The sequence below is a fragment of the Niastella populi genome (genome assembly GCF_002078015.1).
In the GTDB taxonomy this organism is placed as follows: domain Bacteria; phylum Bacteroidota; class Bacteroidia; order Chitinophagales; family Chitinophagaceae; genus Niastella; species Niastella populi.
The window spans coordinates 97,138-113,735 of sequence record NZ_LWBP01000078.1 but is presented as its reverse complement, the minus strand read 5'-3'; the positions used below and the strand labels follow the sequence as shown (position 1 = coordinate 113,735).

General features: G+C 46.2%; 9 protein-coding genes. 2 read left to right on the top strand and 7 right to left on the bottom strand.

The window, feature by feature from the left end:
• Nucleotides 1–141: 141 nt before the first annotated feature.
• From A4R26_RS08775 to A4R26_RS08765, 3 genes are all read right to left on the bottom strand, one after another.
• The gene (locus tag A4R26_RS08775) at nucleotides 142–675 is read right to left on the bottom strand and encodes a hypothetical protein (protein WP_081163410.1); all 534 of its coding nucleotides are present in this window, start codon (nucleotides 673–675) and stop codon (nucleotides 142–144) included.
• A 308-nt stretch (nucleotides 676–983) separates the two neighbouring features.
• On the bottom strand, nucleotides 984–2,096 hold the full coding sequence (locus A4R26_RS08770; protein WP_081163409.1) for a carboxylate-amine ligase: 1,113 nt from the start codon (nucleotides 2,094–2,096) through the stop codon (nucleotides 984–986).
• Nucleotides 2,097–2,256: 160 nt separating this feature from the next.
• Nucleotides 2,257–3,243 (bottom strand): ATP-grasp domain-containing protein, encoded by a 987-nt coding sequence (locus A4R26_RS08765; RefSeq protein ID WP_081163480.1) that lies wholly within the window; start codon nucleotides 3,241–3,243, stop codon nucleotides 2,257–2,259.
• A 139-nt stretch (nucleotides 3,244–3,382) separates the two neighbouring features.
• Here A4R26_RS08765 and A4R26_RS08760 point away from each other — a divergent pair, with 139 nt between their 5' ends.
• Nucleotides 3,383–4,207 (top strand): alpha/beta hydrolase, encoded by an 825-nt coding sequence (locus tag A4R26_RS08760; protein WP_081163408.1) that lies wholly within the window; start codon nucleotides 3,383–3,385, stop codon nucleotides 4,205–4,207.
• Between the two features lie 226 nt (nucleotides 4,208–4,433).
• Here A4R26_RS08760 and A4R26_RS08755 read toward each other — a convergent pair whose 3' ends face one another.
• Nucleotides 4,434–7,703, bottom strand: coding sequence for a TonB-dependent receptor (locus tag A4R26_RS08755; protein ID WP_165760200.1), 3,270 nt, complete (start codon nucleotides 7,701–7,703; stop codon nucleotides 4,434–4,436).
• Between the two features lie 629 nt (nucleotides 7,704–8,332).
• On the opposite strand from A4R26_RS08755, the gene A4R26_RS08745 reads away from it, so the two are divergent.
• On the top strand, nucleotides 8,333–9,535 hold the full coding sequence (locus A4R26_RS08745) for a bifunctional 3,4-dihydroxy-2-butanone-4-phosphate synthase/GTP cyclohydrolase II (RefSeq protein WP_081163479.1): 1,203 nt from the start codon (nucleotides 8,333–8,335) through the stop codon (nucleotides 9,533–9,535).
• A 164-nt stretch (nucleotides 9,536–9,699) separates the two neighbouring features.
• Here the strand turns inward: A4R26_RS08745 and A4R26_RS08740 are convergent, their stop codons facing one another.
• The 3 genes from A4R26_RS08740 to A4R26_RS08725 form a co-directional block, all read right to left on the bottom strand.
• Nucleotides 9,700–14,316: a translocation/assembly module TamB domain-containing protein gene (locus A4R26_RS08740; protein WP_081163405.1), complete on the bottom strand. Its 4,617-nt coding sequence runs from the start codon at nucleotides 14,314–14,316 to the stop codon at nucleotides 9,700–9,702.
• A 584-nt stretch (nucleotides 14,317–14,900) separates the two neighbouring features.
• Nucleotides 14,901–15,725: a KilA-N domain-containing protein gene (locus A4R26_RS08730; RefSeq protein WP_081163403.1), complete on the bottom strand. Its 825-nt coding sequence runs from the start codon at nucleotides 15,723–15,725 to the stop codon at nucleotides 14,901–14,903.
• Between the two features lie 200 nt (nucleotides 15,726–15,925).
• Entirely contained in the window at nucleotides 15,926–16,483 is a 558-nt protein-coding gene (locus A4R26_RS08725) for a DUF1572 family protein (RefSeq protein ID WP_081163402.1), read from the bottom strand.
• Between the last annotated feature and the right edge of the window lie 115 nt (nucleotides 16,484–16,598).

Sequence of the window (16,598 nt, the reverse complement as noted above, 5' to 3'; positions counted from 1 at the left end):
GAATTGTTGAAATGTTGATAGAGGTGATAAAGTTGATAAAGGGTTTCTGTGCCGCAGGCTGATTAATAGTAGAATGGGGGGCTTTCACGTTTCACAGCTTGCCCCGATGGAGTCGGGGTTTGCCGTTTCACGCCTCAGGAACTACTTCTGAAATTTCACTCTGAACGATCCGTTTGTAAGCACCAGCGAATCTGCATCGGGATCGGCGTTATTGACAAACAACTTGCCTTTAAAGATTCCGCTTAACGTAGTGCCCGTGATCTCGGTGAAAGTGATCTGGAATGGATCTTCCTCATCGTACCGGCTGGCAAATATTTCCGCAGCCTCGGTTGTGTTAGGATTATAAATGCCTGCCAGGGAATAGTCGGTAGTAGGATCGGTTTCCTTGTAGGTGCCTGTGGCAAAAGGAACGGAGAGCTGAATGGTAAAACCGAGGCTCTCCAGGTTATTGGGGTCAGAAACTGTTTTCCCAAAAACAGAATAGCTGATCAGGCCACCGCCAAGGTCTAGCTGGGAAGCCACTGCGCCAATATTAAATGTTTTGTCAACACTGCCTACCTTGCATTTAATATAGTATTGTGCAAGGTCTTCTTCCAGGCTTTTTTCTTTGCCGCACGACGCTATCAAAAACAGCAATAGAATAGCAGGCCAGCTACTGATCAGGAACTTTTTCATACCGGACAGATTTGTTTAACCAGGTAATTTATTTCGGGAATTCCATGTGGATATAGGGACGGGATTGAAATAATGAACGGGCAAATGTTAACAAATATTGTGCCCATAAGACTGGTAGTGCCTTAATGCGGCAAATACGAGCCTTGTATTATGGTGAAAATTTATATATAACGGGCAAACTTAAAACCAACGACCTGATGCTAACAGCAATTCCAGCTACAATTTTCTGAAAAGCGTGCAGCCCTTTATTTAACAGCGAGGTTTGAATTCAGGAACTTACAACTTATTACTTATAACTTACAACTTGCCTATATTCCCGCCAAAAATTGGCTACGAATATAATCCACCACATTCACCAGGCTGTTCGTTTGCTGAAATACTTTTAACTGCCGGTCGGCCCCGGTACCTTCTTCCATTAGTTTGGTAATATAATTAATGGCATGACGGCTGCCCAGTTCATCGAGCACATCATCTACAAAATCGAGCAGCTCATAGATCAGCACACGGGTATTGATCTCTTCTTCTTTCCCAAAGTCGATCAGTAAGCCATCGATGCCATAGCGGCTGGCCCGCCACTTGTTTTCGTTAATAAGTGCCCGGGAATATTGAATGAAGTTGAGGTTTTGTGTACGCAGTTTATAGATCTTGGCGCACACGCCCTGGAATAAGGCGGCTATGGAAATTGTTTCCTGTACGGTTAAAGGAACATCGCAGATCCTGAACTCCACCGTGTTGAAGAATGGATGAACGCGGAGGTCCCACCAGATCTTTTTGGCGTTGTCGATACAGTTGGTTTTAACCAGCAGCTTTATAAAATTGTCATAGTCCTCAATGGTATCGAAGGTTTCGGGTATGCCGGTACGGGGAAACTTGTCGAAGATCTTCGACCGGTACGATTTATAACCGGTGTTCCGGCCTTCCCAGAAGGGTGAGTTGGTGCTCAACGCATAAATGTGCGGTAAGAAGTACCGGGTTGAATTGGCTATGTGGTTGGCCATTTCGCGGCTTTCCATGCCTACATGTACGTGCAGCCCGAAAATGAGATTGCTGCGTGCGGCATCCTGTAATACATCCAGTATTTCTTTGTAGCGCGCATGATCGGTTATCAACTGGCTCTCCCAATGACTGAAGGGATGGGTGCCGGCAGCGCCAACCCAAAAACCCAGATCACCGGCTATATGTGAGATGGTGCGGCGCAGGTTGCCTACATCTTTAAAAGCTTCATCAACATTGCGGCAAACATCGGTGCCAACTTCCACCACGGCCTGATGCATTTCTGCTTTTACCTTATCTTTTATTACCTTTTGTCCTTCGGTAACGATCCGTTGCTGGTGGCTTTTCAGCTCTCTGTTAACAGGATCGAGTACCATGTATTCTTCTTCAATGCCAAGCGTGAATTGCGAAAAGTTTATGTTTGCCATTCGTATGTTCTTATTACCCCCAACCCCTACAGGGGGCTTTTATGATTTGATGCTTATTTGGTACAAAGGTATTTCGTTCAACTAACGGTTCACCTATTTATTTACTGATATGCTGTTCCATTTTTAACTAGTCAACCAGTCAACTCATCAACTCGTCAACTCATTCCTCCGTTTCCAGTACTTCGTTTTTTATTTCGCCCAACTCTTCGCGGGTCATACTCCGTTTGGTAAATTCGCCCCAGGTAAGGTTATCGTGTCCCGGCTGGTGTGTTAGCGCCCTTTCAATGGCATAGGTAGCAGCGGTTTCAACCACCCATTCAAAATTATCGTCGCCAATGCTGGGCCGGTCAGCATCGGGCACCGGGTTGCAAAAATCGATTGCGTAAGGAACACCATCGCGTATGGCCAGTTCAACTGTATTGAAATCATAGCCCAGGTATTGATTGAGGCGGCATACGATTGCTGACATCTGCTGTATTTTGTCTGGTGTGGGCGCGTATTGTTTGGTATAGCGCAGGTGATGGGGGTTATGCGGTTCGTATGGCATTATGTGCACATACTTTCCGCCAATGCAATAGCACCGGTAATATTCTTCGAACACAATTTCTTCCTGCAACAGCATTACCAGCTGGCCGGTTTCTTTGTGAATATGAAAGAATTCTTCGCTGTTATGCAGTTTGTAAACATTTTTCCAGCCGCCGCCTGCGAAGGGTTTCATGTAGGCCGGAAACCCCACATAGTCAAAGATCTTTTCCCAGTCAAGCGGCCAGGCGAGATTAACGAATGAGTCGGGACTGGTTTCGGGTGGCATTTCATATGAGGGCAGAATGACGGTTTTTGGTACCGGCACCCCGATCTTCACCGCAAGGCAGTTGTTGAAGAATTTTTCATCGGCGCTTCCCCAGAAAGGGTTATTGATGACCGCAGTGCCGCAAATGGCTGCATTTTTAAGATAGGAACGGTAGAAAGGAACATCGTGGGAAATGCGATCGACGATCACATCATATTCAACCCCGGCGCCTTGTATTACTTTGTCTATATGAACAGGTTCTGCAACAATATCATGTGTATTCCTGCTATTGATGCGTTCTATAAATGCCATTGGAAAAGTTCGTTCCCGGCCGAAAAGAATACCTATTTTTTTCATACAAGCACATTTGTGTGATGCGATCCCTGAATTCAGGTCCCTGCTACCAAATTTATCGGAAGCATAGTGAATAAACAAATCGTACAATTCCTGTACTTTTAACGTTACCACTATTGCAGATTTAACTATTTTTGGCGCCATGCAAACAGAAGTTAGTACCGGGATAATCGTAGAAACGGTTGAATTGCCATCTGAAGCGCTCCAACGTACAGTAACGATAAATTGTTACGGTCCGGCCGGCAATGCCGGAGATAGCCCGCTGGGTTTATTATTATTCAATGACGGTCAGGATGTTGAAGCCATGGGCTTTGATAAAATGATCGGTTATCTGCTGCAGACCGAAACCATCACCCCTTTATTATGTGTTGGTATTCATAGCGGGGAAGACCGCCTCGATGAATATGGGATGATCAGCAGCCCCGACTTCAAGGGCCGCGGTTCCAAAGCCCCTCAGTACCGCCAGTTTATTTTAGAGGAATTATTACCATATATTCATTCGCGTTATAGCAACCTTGTTTTCAACGAGATCGCATTTGCCGGTTTTTCGTTGGGCGGACTAAGCGCCCTTGACCTGGTTTGGAACAACCAGGATGTGTTTTCGAAAGTGGGTGTGTTCTCTGGTTCATTGTGGTGGCGCTCAAAAGACCGGAAAGATAAGGACTTCAATGAAGCTACCCATCGGTTGATGCACAACCAGATACGGCAGGGACAATACAATCCCAACTTGAAATTCTTTTTTCAGGCCGGGGAGCTCGATGAAACGGAAGACCGCAATGGTAATAATGTGATCGACTCTATTGACGATACCATAGATGTGATGCGCGAACTGCTGGCGAAAGGCTGGCTGGAAGGGAAAGCCATGCGTTACCTGCAATTACCCGATGGCAAACATGACATCCGTTCCTGGGCAAAAGCGTTACCCGTGTTTTTGAAGTGGGGCTGGCGGAATAAGAGCAAGGGGTAGTTGAAATAAGTATTTACAATTCACATTCCTCTTCGCTTGATTTTCAATAAAAGGATCATTAATTTATCGTATGAAAACGCATCAGTTTAATACGTTCCAGACGATTTTAATTTTGAACCGGTACGTTAACAATTTTTTCCATCCCGCTACAATTTGAAACCTGACAACAATAAAAAAGGGTGAGCCGCATTCGCGGCCCACCCTTTTAACATCGCGGATGTTGTTATTAGTTGAAGATATATCTTAAACCAAGTTGAATGCCCCAGGTGCTGGTTGTTGAGTAGTTTGGCTGATATCCCTTAGCTGGACCGGCCGGATCGAAAGTATATCTTGGTGCAGCCCGGTTGAAAGGGTTTTGTGTCCCCAACACCCCCATATCCTGGAAGGTTCCGAATGTATAAGCATAGCGGTAACCCCATTCGCTGTTCAACAGGTTCAGCAGGTTAATTACATCTACGCTGAATTGTAAAGTATGTTTATTTGCCCCTCTTCTGTAAATGAAGTCCTGTAAAACTCTCAGGTCAACGGTATGGTTCCATGGAAGTACGGCGCCATACTTTTCCATGTATTCACCTTTGTGTTTTTTCAGGTACGGGTCGTTTTCAATGTATTTAAAGAAAGCATCGCTTTGTTCCTGTGCTGTATAGGTTTTACCGCCAAGCGTTGCGCCTTCCACAAATGCAATTTCTGATGGATCTTTTGGAATATAGATGGCATCGTTACGCTGGCCATCGCCGTTGATATCGTTGGCGTAACGGTACGTGTAACGTTCCTGTGGCTGTGCCGAATAGAACAGGCTGAAAGTAGTGGCCATATTTTTATTCAGATATTCCAGGCGATAGGAGGCGTTCGCTACGATACGGTGAGGAACGGCAAAGTTTGAATGGCCGAGGTCAGGCTGGTTAGGATTGTTGATAATGTTATTGGTGTTGAAACCGCTGGCGCTTTGGTCAGAGCTTCCGATAGCCACTTCTTTAGCCAGGGTGTAAGTATAGGCGATACCGGCTTCCCATTTGTTAGAGAATGCCTTTTGTAACTGACCGGTCAATGCCAGGCTGTAGCCTCTGCTGGTATTGTCCATAACGATCATTTGGTTAATGCCGGAGTTCAACCTTTGTGTATAGGTTGGGCGTTTATCAGCCACGCCGCCAAGCGTGCCACTTTGTTCACCCAGGTTAGCATTGCGGAAATACACGTTGTTGATCATTTTCGTATATATAGCCTCGAAAGTGGCGGTGTAACTGCCCGCAAAACGTTTGTCAACCGCCAGATTTGAACGCCATACCTGCGGCATTCTGAAATCTCGAGCTGCTGCGCTATAAGACGACCCGTTAGGGATGGTGGTTCCTACCGGAGGAAGCGGCGTTGGCGGCAGGTGGGCATTTCTATCGGTACTATATCTGATGTTTGCCAGCGTAGCGCCGGTGGGCTGGTACAGGGCGCGAACAACGCCATTATCACCTACCTGGTTTACCAGCCAGATGAATGGGATGCGACCGGTGAAAATACCGGTACCACCACGTACAATCAGCGATTTATCGCCTTTTACATCATAGGTGAAACCGAAGCGGGGCGACCACAGCGGTTTGGCACATGGCCATTGGCTTACATCGAACTGCTCATCCATCAGGTTTTGGTCTTTGAACACAACCTGCTCCAGCGCCTGGTTGCGTGGCGGATCGTATGGATACATTGGCAGATCGACCCGCAAACCATAAGTAAGTTTCAATTTATTGGTTACCGAGAAAATATCCTGCAAATAAAAACCTAACTGTGAAAATTTCGCTTCGGGAACCTTTATGCCGGTTGCATTGGTTGGGTCGTAGGCGAGGGCATATACCGAAGGCGCTTCGTCGGCCAGGAATGATGCCAGGCTGGAATACCGGTAATAACCAGGGCCGGCAGCACTGGTGAATGAGTTGGCGAACTGCATGGCGTCGAAGTTAATCCCTGCAGTAATTGAGTGTTTGCCTGTTACATAAGTAACATTCTCCGATATATTAAGGGCTTTATCACGGATCTCATTTTTGTAAGAGAAAAGATCGGTGCCAAATGAAATATATACGTTGTTGGAACCATTGTTCATGATGTCAACAAACGGTACATTGCTGTTGGGCACACGTACCAATTCGTTTTTGGTATAAGAAGCGATGAACTGGTTGCTCCACTGGCCGTTGAAGGTGGAGTTCAACTCAAAAACGCCCGACCACACTTTCACGTTGTTCTTGAAATTGGTACCGGTATAGGCCATACCGCCGGTTGGCCCGCCGCGACGGCTGTTGTTGATACCGGCTACATTCGAAAGGCCTGAAGTACTGGACGAGTTCACCATATCATCGTCATTGGTCTCCGATGTAGTAAAACGGAATGTTGCCCGGTGCTTGCTGGTAATATTCCAGTCAACACGGCCCAGAAACTTTGTATTATCGGTTTCAAAATCATACCCCTGGTAAGCGCCCGGATCAAAACCGCCAAATTTAGGTGTATTCATGAGGTATGTTCTCACCGCATCGAGGTCGCTGGCCAACACCGAGGTAGAGTTGGGATTGTTATCTGATGCACTTGTTTTAGCCACCCACGTCTGGCCCGGCTGCGTTCTTTTTTCCGATTCCATGTTGAAGAAGAAGAACAGTTTGTCCTTGATGATGGGGCCACCAATACTGCCGCCAAAGATCTTGGTTGAGCGTTTGGCATTGGGAACATCCCTGTCCTTCACTTTTTTACCGGTGAAATCCTGGTTGCGGTAATAGCCATAAGCCGTACCGTACCAGTTGTTGGTACCTCTTCTCGTTACGGCGTTGATACCACTGCCTACGAAACCGGCCTGGCGAACATCATAAGGGGCGATGTTTACCTGCACCTGGTCTATGGCATCTACAGAAATAGCCGAAGTGGCGCCACCGGGCACCATACCATCACCGCTGCGGCCGAAGTTGTTGTTGAACAGCGAACCGTCGATCATGATATTATTATACCGGTTATTCATGCCCGCGAAACTGTTCCCGTTGCTTTGAGGCGTAACGCGGGTAAGGTTGGTTAAGCTACGGGCAATGTTGGGCATATTTTGTACCAACCGGTTGCTGATGTTGGTCGAAGCGCCCGTTTTTTCAGTGATCCCTTTACGGCCTGCCGCAGTAACCACTACCGATTGTAATTCTTTATCAGACATTTCGGTTTGCAGGTCGAACTTTTCACCTAACGGAATATTTACCTCGCTTTTTTTAAAAGCGGTATAACCTACATATGTAATTGTAATTGTATACGGACCTCCGGGCGGCATATTAGTAATGTCGAAGACGCCGCCGGTTCTTGTAAGGGTTGTGAACATTGAACCGGTTGGTTCGTGGCGGGCTACCACTGTTGCGCCTACCAGGGGTTCTCCTTTAGTTGATTTAACAACCCCCGTCATACTACTGGTAGTAACCTGGGAATACCCGCTCAGCAGTCCGGCACAAAGCAGTAAAAGGGTTAATAAATAAGCCTTAAAATTTCTCATATATGCGATGTTTGATTTTGTACTCATTCATTCACGGGTACAGGCAAAGCAAAAGTTTTGAGCAAGGAGCATCGTTATGTAATTACAGCCGCACAGGTTTCTATAAATATTAAAAGCAATTGATATTGGAATTATAGCTTAATCAGGCAAACCATGGCTGGTTTGTATTCATGGCTGTATACGGGGCAGTTTCTTTGAATGTCGCAGCAAATGTAGCTGAATTTCAAATTATTCACATTATCTCTATATTAAAAGCAGTGCACACGTTATTAACGTTAACCAATACCCTGAATTTTACCCAAACACCTGAAACTCCCACTGTTATTTATTTTCCGGTAAGTATATATTTTCCTTAGCTATCTGCTATACAGGCAAGCGGGAATGTAAAAAGGCTGCATGGTTGATATAAGTCAAAGGAACTTAAAATCTTTGCATACTTTTTTTGTGCGTAAAGGCTACCTGGCGAACAAATTGCTCGTATACCTGTTATATAAATGTCGTAGCAAACAAATAATCAACCGATTACACGACTGGTTAGGCCCGGGCGCAATTTTCGCCGCTGCCTTTTCATGTTCCAAAAAGGCTGTTTGCTTCCCTGTTTTATGTTAACTTTGCCGAAATTTCAAAACATGCTGGATTCTATAGAAAGTGCCATAGAGGACATAAAAAATGGTAAGCTGGTTATTGTAGTGGATGATGAGGACCGTGAAAATGAGGGTGATTTTTTAACAGCAGCACGAAATGTGACCCCCGAGGTCGTGAATTTTATGAGTAAATACGGGCGTGGACTGATCTGTGCGCCGCTGGAAGAGGAGCGTTGTGCCGAACTGCAACTCGACCTGATGGTAAATAATAATACGGCATTGCACGAAACGGCCTTCACCGTATCGGTTGACCTCCTGGGCCACGGCTGTACTTCCGGCATTTCGGCACATGACCGGTCAAAAACCATTCAGGCACTGATAGATCCAACCATAAAACCTGAGGACCTCGGCCGTCCGGGGCATATTTTCCCACTCCGAGCAAAAAAAGGTGGTGTTTTACGCCGGGCCGGCCACACCGAGGCCGGTAACGACCTCGCCCGCTTAGCCGGTTTTGAACCTGCCAGCGTGCTGGTGGAGATCATGAACGACGATGGTTCAATGGCCCGCCTGCCCGAGTTGGAAGAAATTGCCAAAAGGTTCGATCTGAAACTAATTTCAATAAAAGACCTGATAGAGTATCGCCTTAAGACCGATTCGCTGATAGAAGAGATCGTTCGGGTTGATATGCCCACCAAATGGGGCAATTTCAAACTGATCGCCTTTAATGAAAAAGGAACGCCTAATGAACACCTTGCCCTTATAAAGGGAGAGTGGCAGAAGGACGAACCGGTGCTGGTTCGCGTGCACTCATCCTGCTTTACCGGCGATATCCTCGGTTCTATGCGTTGCGATTGCGGTGAACAACTACATGCCGCCATGCAGCAGGTGGAAAAAGAAGGCAAGGGTGTAATATTATATATGAACCAGGAGGGCAGGGGTATTGGCCTGGTGAATAAATTGAAAGCTTACAAGTTGCAGGAAAGTGGTTTTGATACCGTGGAAGCGAACCTGCATCTTGGTTTCCCGATGGATAAACGTGATTATGGTATCGGGGCACAGATCCTGCGCTACCTCGGCATTTCGAAATTGCGCCTGCTGAGCAATAACCCGAGAAAACGCGCTGGTTTGCTGGGTTACGGACTTGAAATTGTAGATGCTGTTCCCATTGAAGTAGTGCCCAATCCGCATAACGAAAAATACCTGACTACCAAGAGAGATAAGTTAGGGCACGATATTCTGAAGAAATAAATTAGTTTATAGTTTTTTGTTTTTGGTTTATGGCTACCGTTTATTTCAAATGGTAGCCATATTTTTTTTAGGCACTGAGCTGGCCTGTTCGGTCTGCCTAAAACAGAAAGGATGCTCCGGATAAAACAACCACAAACGACAAACGACAAACCATAAACTGACTTTTAATTACTCCCGTTATCATTTGCTGAAGTATCTACCAGCGGCGGCCTTAATTTTTTCTTTTTATCAACCCGCCACAGATCGCTTATTTTTTCAAAGTCGCGGCGATAGCTGATACTGGCGCCGGAACGGTTTTGACGGGCGCCTGTACCCGATAGGTAATTGTAAGAATCGCGGTAAAAGAAGGTGAGCACCAGTTTACCATCCTGGCGGATCTTCCAGTCGGCCGAAATATCGGGCAGGAACTGCAGGTTCTTGGTGGCCTGCACCTGTTGTGACGACAAGCCAAAATCTACCGCGCTGCCGAATGTAAAGGTGAGCCGTTCGTTCAAAAAGCTTTTACCAATATTTAAATTGAGGTTGGTGCGGTCGATGTTCAGCCGGCTGCGATCGATATTATCTATAAGATTGCTGCCGTTATACAACTGCGCGTTGAAATTGACCTTGATGCTTTTATCGTTGAAGATCTTCTGGAAGATGCTGGAAAATTGTTTACTGAGCGCGCCCGACAACACACCTGAAATACTGTTCACCACAACACCGCTGAATGCGATGCCGCCGATGGTACTTTGGCTCGATGATGAAATAGGGCCAAAGCTGTTGAACACGATGAGGAAGGCCACCTGTTTATTGAGCTCGTTCTGATCGCGTTGGATCAATTGCAGAATGGCCAGCGCATCAGGGTCATCCTTGATCGAACTACCGGTGGGCAGCTCGATCTGGAACTTGATTTCAGGCTTCATTAATTTTTCGGTAAGCATAGCCACTACAATTACTTTACCGCGGTATTTGCGCACATTGTCATTTGCGCTGGTAACCGCACTGGTAGCCAGATCACTGAACCGTACATCGTCGGCCACATATTCTGCATCGATATCTATTTCGGCATCATATGGGTCGCCGCTCCAGCGGATAAAATTACCGGCATTCTCCTTCAGTTTAAATGGCTTGCGCAGCAGCGACTGGAAATTGAAGTTGTAATTTCCGCGATCTATATCGTACCGGCCGTTGATACTGAAATTACCATCGGTGCCGGTTTCCATTTTCAGGTTTCCATGGCCAACGGCGGTGATGATGTCACCTGTAAGCTCATCGATGATCACAAACATTTTGGCATAGTTGTTTGCTACCACATCGAGCGACACATGCAGGTTGCTTGCTTCGGAACTGCGCACGGCTTTCATTTCGGTTCCGTACTTTTTCCAAACCACAAAATTGGCTTCACCGCTTTCACGACCCGTTTGTGAACGGATATACAGTTCGGAACTATCGGCAGGTTCTCCGCGAACATCGAGCCGCATATCTTCGAGCGGACCGCGGAACGTGGCGTTTGCTTTTGCAATCAGCTTCCCGAAGAAGGGGTCTTTGCTGGTAGGCGGCGTGTTCAGCACCTGCAGTTTATTGGTGTTGAATGCAAAATCGAAATACAGGTCGTCCCAGGCCTGGTGCCTTAAGATCCCTTTTGTAATATGCCCGGTATTACCGTATTCATCCTTGAATACAAAATTGCCAAAGTCAACAGCGCCATCCCTGAAATCAAATGTTGCCGCTGGTATTTTGTATAATACGTTTGTATAAATAACCCGCAGCTCACCATTGCGCAGTTGCATGCGGCCAAGGTATTTCAGGTTATTGGGTGGGCCTACGATGCGTAACTGACCGGTGGCAAACCCGTTGAGATCGGTGAACACCTCTGAGAGGTATTTATCGAGCAGACCGATCTTTGTATCCCTGAAGTTACCGGAAATATCAAGCGGTGCGTTGTTGGCGGTGTCGCGGAGATCGTACAACCCTTTCAGATCGAAATTATAGTTGTCGTTCTCTGAAATAGTGCTGAAGTTGACCTTGCCGGTACGCTGGCTGTAATTGGCATTCAGCTTCAGCCTGCCTATGGAATCGTTATCGAGCCGGAACATTTCGGCATCACCATTCAGGTCAACCTGTAATTTTCCAAAGGGATCAACGATGTCGACGTTGGCAGTCAGCAATCCTTCCAGGCGGTTATCGGTTACAACATATGGTGCAAAGTCGCCTATATTCACTTTTCTCAGTTCTACCTTTATATCATTGGTGCTGCCTTCATCGGAAGGGTGGGTGGTAACCAGAATTTCCTGCTGGCCGTTATAAATTTTTACCCCATCGGCCGATACCAGTTCTTTACTCAATACCAGTTCGCCGTTCTTTTCAATGGTCCAGTTTTTACCATTCAGATCGAAGTGCGATTCGTTGAAGGTAATGCGAACACCCGATGGCATGGTTTGCACGCGGGCGAACAGGTCGGCCGAGTTAAGCGTTTGATTGGCGGCTGTTTTTAATTGAACCAGCGACATGTCGTCGGCCGAGCGCACCCGCAGGTCGGTACCGGGGAAATGCAGGCTGTCGTTGATGTATACATCGGCTATTGAACTGGTTAACGCAAGTGTATCGTAATTACCGGTGCCTTTCACGTTCACGTTATAAAAAGCGATGTTCTTATAGTTGAACTGGGGAATTTCGGCATTGAGATCGAGCAGGTTTTCCTTGCTGTTGATACGCCCGGTGACGGTACTGTAATTAAAACCGCTTAGGTTTTTATCAATGAAGCTCATGTATTCATCCACTTTTTTGGTGGTGAACACAAAGCTGAAGTTCTCGTTCTTGAGCTCGGTCTTCGAAGGTTTTATATAGCTGGGATAGTATTTATTCAGGAAAGAACGAACCGCATCGGGCAGGTCCCTGATCGAAAATTCACCCACCAGCGCACCGTCGAATTCATTACTTACTACCGTGATCACTTTGTTTTTGCCCATGGCTTTCGATTCAATGCTTAATGAATCGAACGAAAGCGGCTTGCCATCTTTCAGCACGGCGGCCTCGTAAATGCGGGCGGTACCTAAAAAGTTGTCGATATTATCGCCGGTAAAGTTCATCCTGAACTTACCTTTCACTTCAATACTGTCGCGGGTGAGTTTTACATTGCGCAGATCGGCCTTGCTTACCTCCGCTTCGAAATTGAATGCCGGTATTTTCTGGCTGAAGTCGACCAACCCGTTGAGGCGGGCGGTTAAATTGGGGTCGTTGCTGATGACTTCTCCATTGAACAACCGTTTGGCAAAGGTGCCTTTTACCACGATGTTCTGGTAGTTATAATTGTTTACGTCGAGCGAGCGGATGTTGCCGTCGAGTTTGGCGTTGAGGGTTGAGGCTTTCAGTCCACGCCCGTTAACCGATCCTTTAAAGTTGATCAGTCCAACCTGAGGCACATCAACGAATTCGCCAAGGGCAAAGGACCTGGTTTCAATACCACCTGTATAAACGGTTGGCGCATTATCGGGGAACTTCATGTTCACGTCGCTCACTATTACGCCGAGTTTGGTTTCGATGGTGCCGTAGGTTACAAAGTCTTTTATAAAACCCGTAAAGTTACCTCTGAAGCGGAGGTATTCGAGTTTATCGAGCCGGGGTTGGGTGATCGTTTTAAGATCGGGGATGATGGTGATAGCGTCGCGGTAAGTGGTGCGCAATTCATTCGCCTCAAAGTCGATATACATTTTATCGACATTGGTAATGCTGTTCATGCGAATGTTTCCGTTGAGGTAGGTGTCTTTACCGGCCTCGATCACCAGTTTACGGGCGCTCATGCTTTCCAGCGTACCTTTTGCTTTACCGGTTACGCGAATTTCTTTTTTCCAGGCCTGCAGCTCGGGGGCAAAATAGGCAATGTCGTCGCTGTTTATAACCGCATTGGTAAAATCGCCTTCCATGCGGATCTTTTCCTCGAAGTCGCTCATGTCGTCAAACGTGGCATACCGCATGGCAAAGAAATTCTGCAGGTGGCTTCGATTGGTTTGAATATCGAGGCGGGCGAATTCCATGGCCTCAGGATGCCAGGTAAGGCGGGCGCTAAGTTTTTTAACCACAAACCCGCTGCGTTCTTTGGTTGAAAGCAGGATGCGGGCGGTTAAGGTGTCCTGTTTTAACGCGATCTTGTTAAAGGTTGCGTTAATATCGGCAAAGCGAATATGAGCGCCATCGAAATACTCGTAGGGCAGCCTGTCGGTTTGGAGATCATTTAGAAAAGTGCCTTTGTTCAGCGTGAGCTTTGTAACGGCAATATCCCAGTTGCCCGGGTTCCAGCGCAGGTTATCGGGATCATTTACAATAGGAACGGAATTGTGTTTGGGCCTGAGTGAATCGGGCCGGTTCCCTGTATAGTTGTAAATGGAAAAGAAAGGTTTGTCGATCTGAATTTCGTTGATATGGGCTAACCGTTTTTTCAGGTTGATCTCTTCGGCGTCGACGTCCATCGAGCCCAGCACCAGGGTCATATCTTCCCCGCGCCAGCCATCGATCTGTTTCAGCTTTACATTTTTAAATTCGACCTTTTCAAGATCGAGGTCGATATCGTCCTGTTTTTTTACCTGTTGTTTTTTGGGACTGCTGAAATAATCTTCGAGGAAGCGGTAGTTCCAGGTGCTGTCGGTACGCTTGAGCTGAATAACCGCATCTTCGAGCCCGATATAGCTGAGCACTACGCGGTCTTTCAGGAAGAACCAGTCGGTAATGTTCACCTTAACGGCCCCGGCGTACAGGAGGGTATCGTTGTGTTGATCGTTTACGAGAGTGCCTTCGAGCACCATTTTATTGAAGAGGGCGAAATCAACGTGTTTGATCTGAACTTTTGCGTGGAGGTTTTTGGAAAGTTTGCCCGTAACCTGCCTTACCAGCCAGTTTTGAACCAGTGAGGTCTGAATAGCCAGCCAGACTAATATGATCAGGCCGATCAGTACCAGCAGGACGGTCCGGGATATTTTCCAAAACTTTCTCAGGGTTGGAGCGTATTAAATGTAAAAGTAATAAAACCGATCTCTATATGGCACAAAATCAATACCAATGCAATGTTTTTATTCAACTTTTCCGGGCATTTAACATACCGTATAACGCGTAAAGCGGGTATTGATGAATTGTACATACGTAAAATGGCCACGAAGGTTGGATATTCCATTGGTTTTTAACGAATAATTTGGGTAAATGGTTCAATACAGGTAAACGGGGTAAATGATCGCTCCCGGCCGGGGGAAAGGAGTTGGTAAGATAGACCAAAGAAAGAGGGAATCAAAGCGGGGGAGTGGGTAAATATCGTGAACCGGCAATCGGCAGGGCCACTGTCAATCTTTGACAGCCCCGATGCCTGATCAAAATTTATAAAATGGCAAAGCCGATTTTATTGTTTCAGCTTTTTCATGGAATTGTTTGCCAGCAGGGATTTTATTTGGGAAATGGCAATTTCATTGAGTTGCTCGAGGCGTTTTGATTGTGGAAGCTCCTGTCGTAATAAAACTGCATTGATACTTTCGAGGTTACTGAGTACGACAAGTTGTTCCAAAGTAGCCTCATCCCGGATGTTTCCTGTTTTGCCAGGATTTTCTTTACGCCATTCTGCTGCTGTTTTTCCAAAAAGCGCCATGTTTAACAAGTCGGCTTCGCTGGCATAAATGGTTCCGGTTTGCTGGCGGGTGAGTTGTGGCGGAATGAGTGTTTCTTTTATGGCGTCAGTATGAATGCGGTAGTTTATTTTAGAAAGGGTTCGTTGCAGGTTCCATTCCAGTTGGTGGGTTTTATTCTCCTCATCTTTTAGGCGTTGAAACTCTTTGATAAGGTATAGTTTGAATTCGGCGCTGAGCCAACTGCCGAATTCAAAGGCGATGTCTTTGTGGGCGTAGGTGCCGCTATTAAAACGACCGGTTTTTGCAATAAGCCCAATTGCATTAGTTCGTACTATCCATTTTTTAACTGATAAAGTAAACCGGTTTAATCCTGCTTCCATCATAATTCCCCCGAATTCGGGGGAATTAAACGCTGAGTTGTTTATTTTTTCCCAAATACCAATAAACTCAATGGTGTTTTTGTTTCGAAGCCACTTTTCTATAACTACAGACCCTTCTTCCATATTTCGTACCATATCGGTCAATGAAATATAATCCTGCTCATTTACTTCTATAATTTTTACCGGGGTATCTTTTACCACAATGACTTTATTATTCGGCATATCATTACTTGTTTTGGGACTTTGAAAGTACAACAAAGTTGAATATGCGCTGATTGATATGGATCAAAAAAAAGTGAGATAACTAAGTGAAAATGTGTGCCTAGTGTGGTGTATTCCTGAACTTGAATATCACTCTTTAGTTGTGGTGACCGGATTCGAACCGGTGTCCTAAGATATTGTTTTTGCCTATTGCCAATTGCTTATTGCCTGTTGATATTCGCCGGGTCCTTCACCCCATCGCCTTTATTATAAGCCTCCGATCTTCCTTTTTCGATGGAAAGGCTTTGCCAGCCCGCGTCTTTGATGAGTTTCCCGATGTAAATGATCTGTCCAACATGGTAAGGATAATGCGCCAGCTGCCGGTTGATGGCATCGATCACCAGCAACGGTTCTTCCCTGATATAAATGGTCTTCAACAGATCGTTTTCGGTGAGTGGGGCGAGCGCATCGAGGAAACAGTTCCAGCCTTTTTCCCACATTTCAAGCAGTTGTTGTTTGCTGTAGTTGTGCACCTCAAACTCTTCATCGCGTTGCCGCCAGGGCTTTTCCCCATCTTCGGTTAGAAAGTTGGTCCAGCGGCTGAGCATATTGCCCGCCATATGTTGAATAATAACCGCAATGCTGTTGCTAGCGGCATTGGGCGCATAATGCAGCTCGGCCGCTGAAAGCTGGTCGAACGTTTTTTCGCCTAATTCTTTATAATAGCGTAACCGTTTGATGGCTGTTTGCAGGTATTCGGTTCCGGGTGAGGCGCTCATAACATAGATTTGATGCAAGTTATGAAAGCTACAATAGCGGCAAAAGAAACAGTTTATGGTTTTTAGTTTATGGTTTATTGTTCTTTAAAGTCGGGCAGTCCATATTTCTGCCAAA

Coding starts and splice junctions, on each gene's coding strand:
- A4R26_RS08775 (WP_081163410.1), bottom strand. CDS start 675: ATGAAAAAGTTCCTGATCAGTAGCTGGCCTGCTATTCTATTGCTGTTT.
- A4R26_RS08770 (WP_081163409.1), bottom strand. CDS start 2,096: ATGGCAAACATAAACTTTTCGCAATTCACGCTTGGCATTGAAGAAGAA.
- A4R26_RS08765 (WP_081163480.1), bottom strand. CDS start 3,243: ATGAAAAAAATAGGTATTCTTTTCGGCCGGGAACGAACTTTTCCAATG.
- A4R26_RS08760 (WP_081163408.1), top strand. CDS start 3,383: ATGCAAACAGAAGTTAGTACCGGGATAATCGTAGAAACGGTTGAATTG.
- A4R26_RS08755 (WP_165760200.1), bottom strand. CDS start 7,703: ATGAGAAATTTTAAGGCTTATTTATTAACCCTTTTACTGCTTTGTGCC.
- A4R26_RS08745 (WP_081163479.1), top strand. CDS start 8,333: ATGCTGGATTCTATAGAAAGTGCCATAGAGGACATAAAAAATGGTAAG.
- A4R26_RS08740 (WP_081163405.1), bottom strand. CDS start 14,316: ATGGTGCTCGAAGGCACTCTCGTAAACGATCAACACAACGATACCCTC.
- A4R26_RS08730 (WP_081163403.1), bottom strand. CDS start 15,725: ATGCCGAATAATAAAGTCATTGTGGTAAAAGATACCCCGGTAAAAATT.
- A4R26_RS08725 (WP_081163402.1), bottom strand. CDS start 16,483: ATGAGCGCCTCACCCGGAACCGAATACCTGCAAACAGCCATCAAACGG.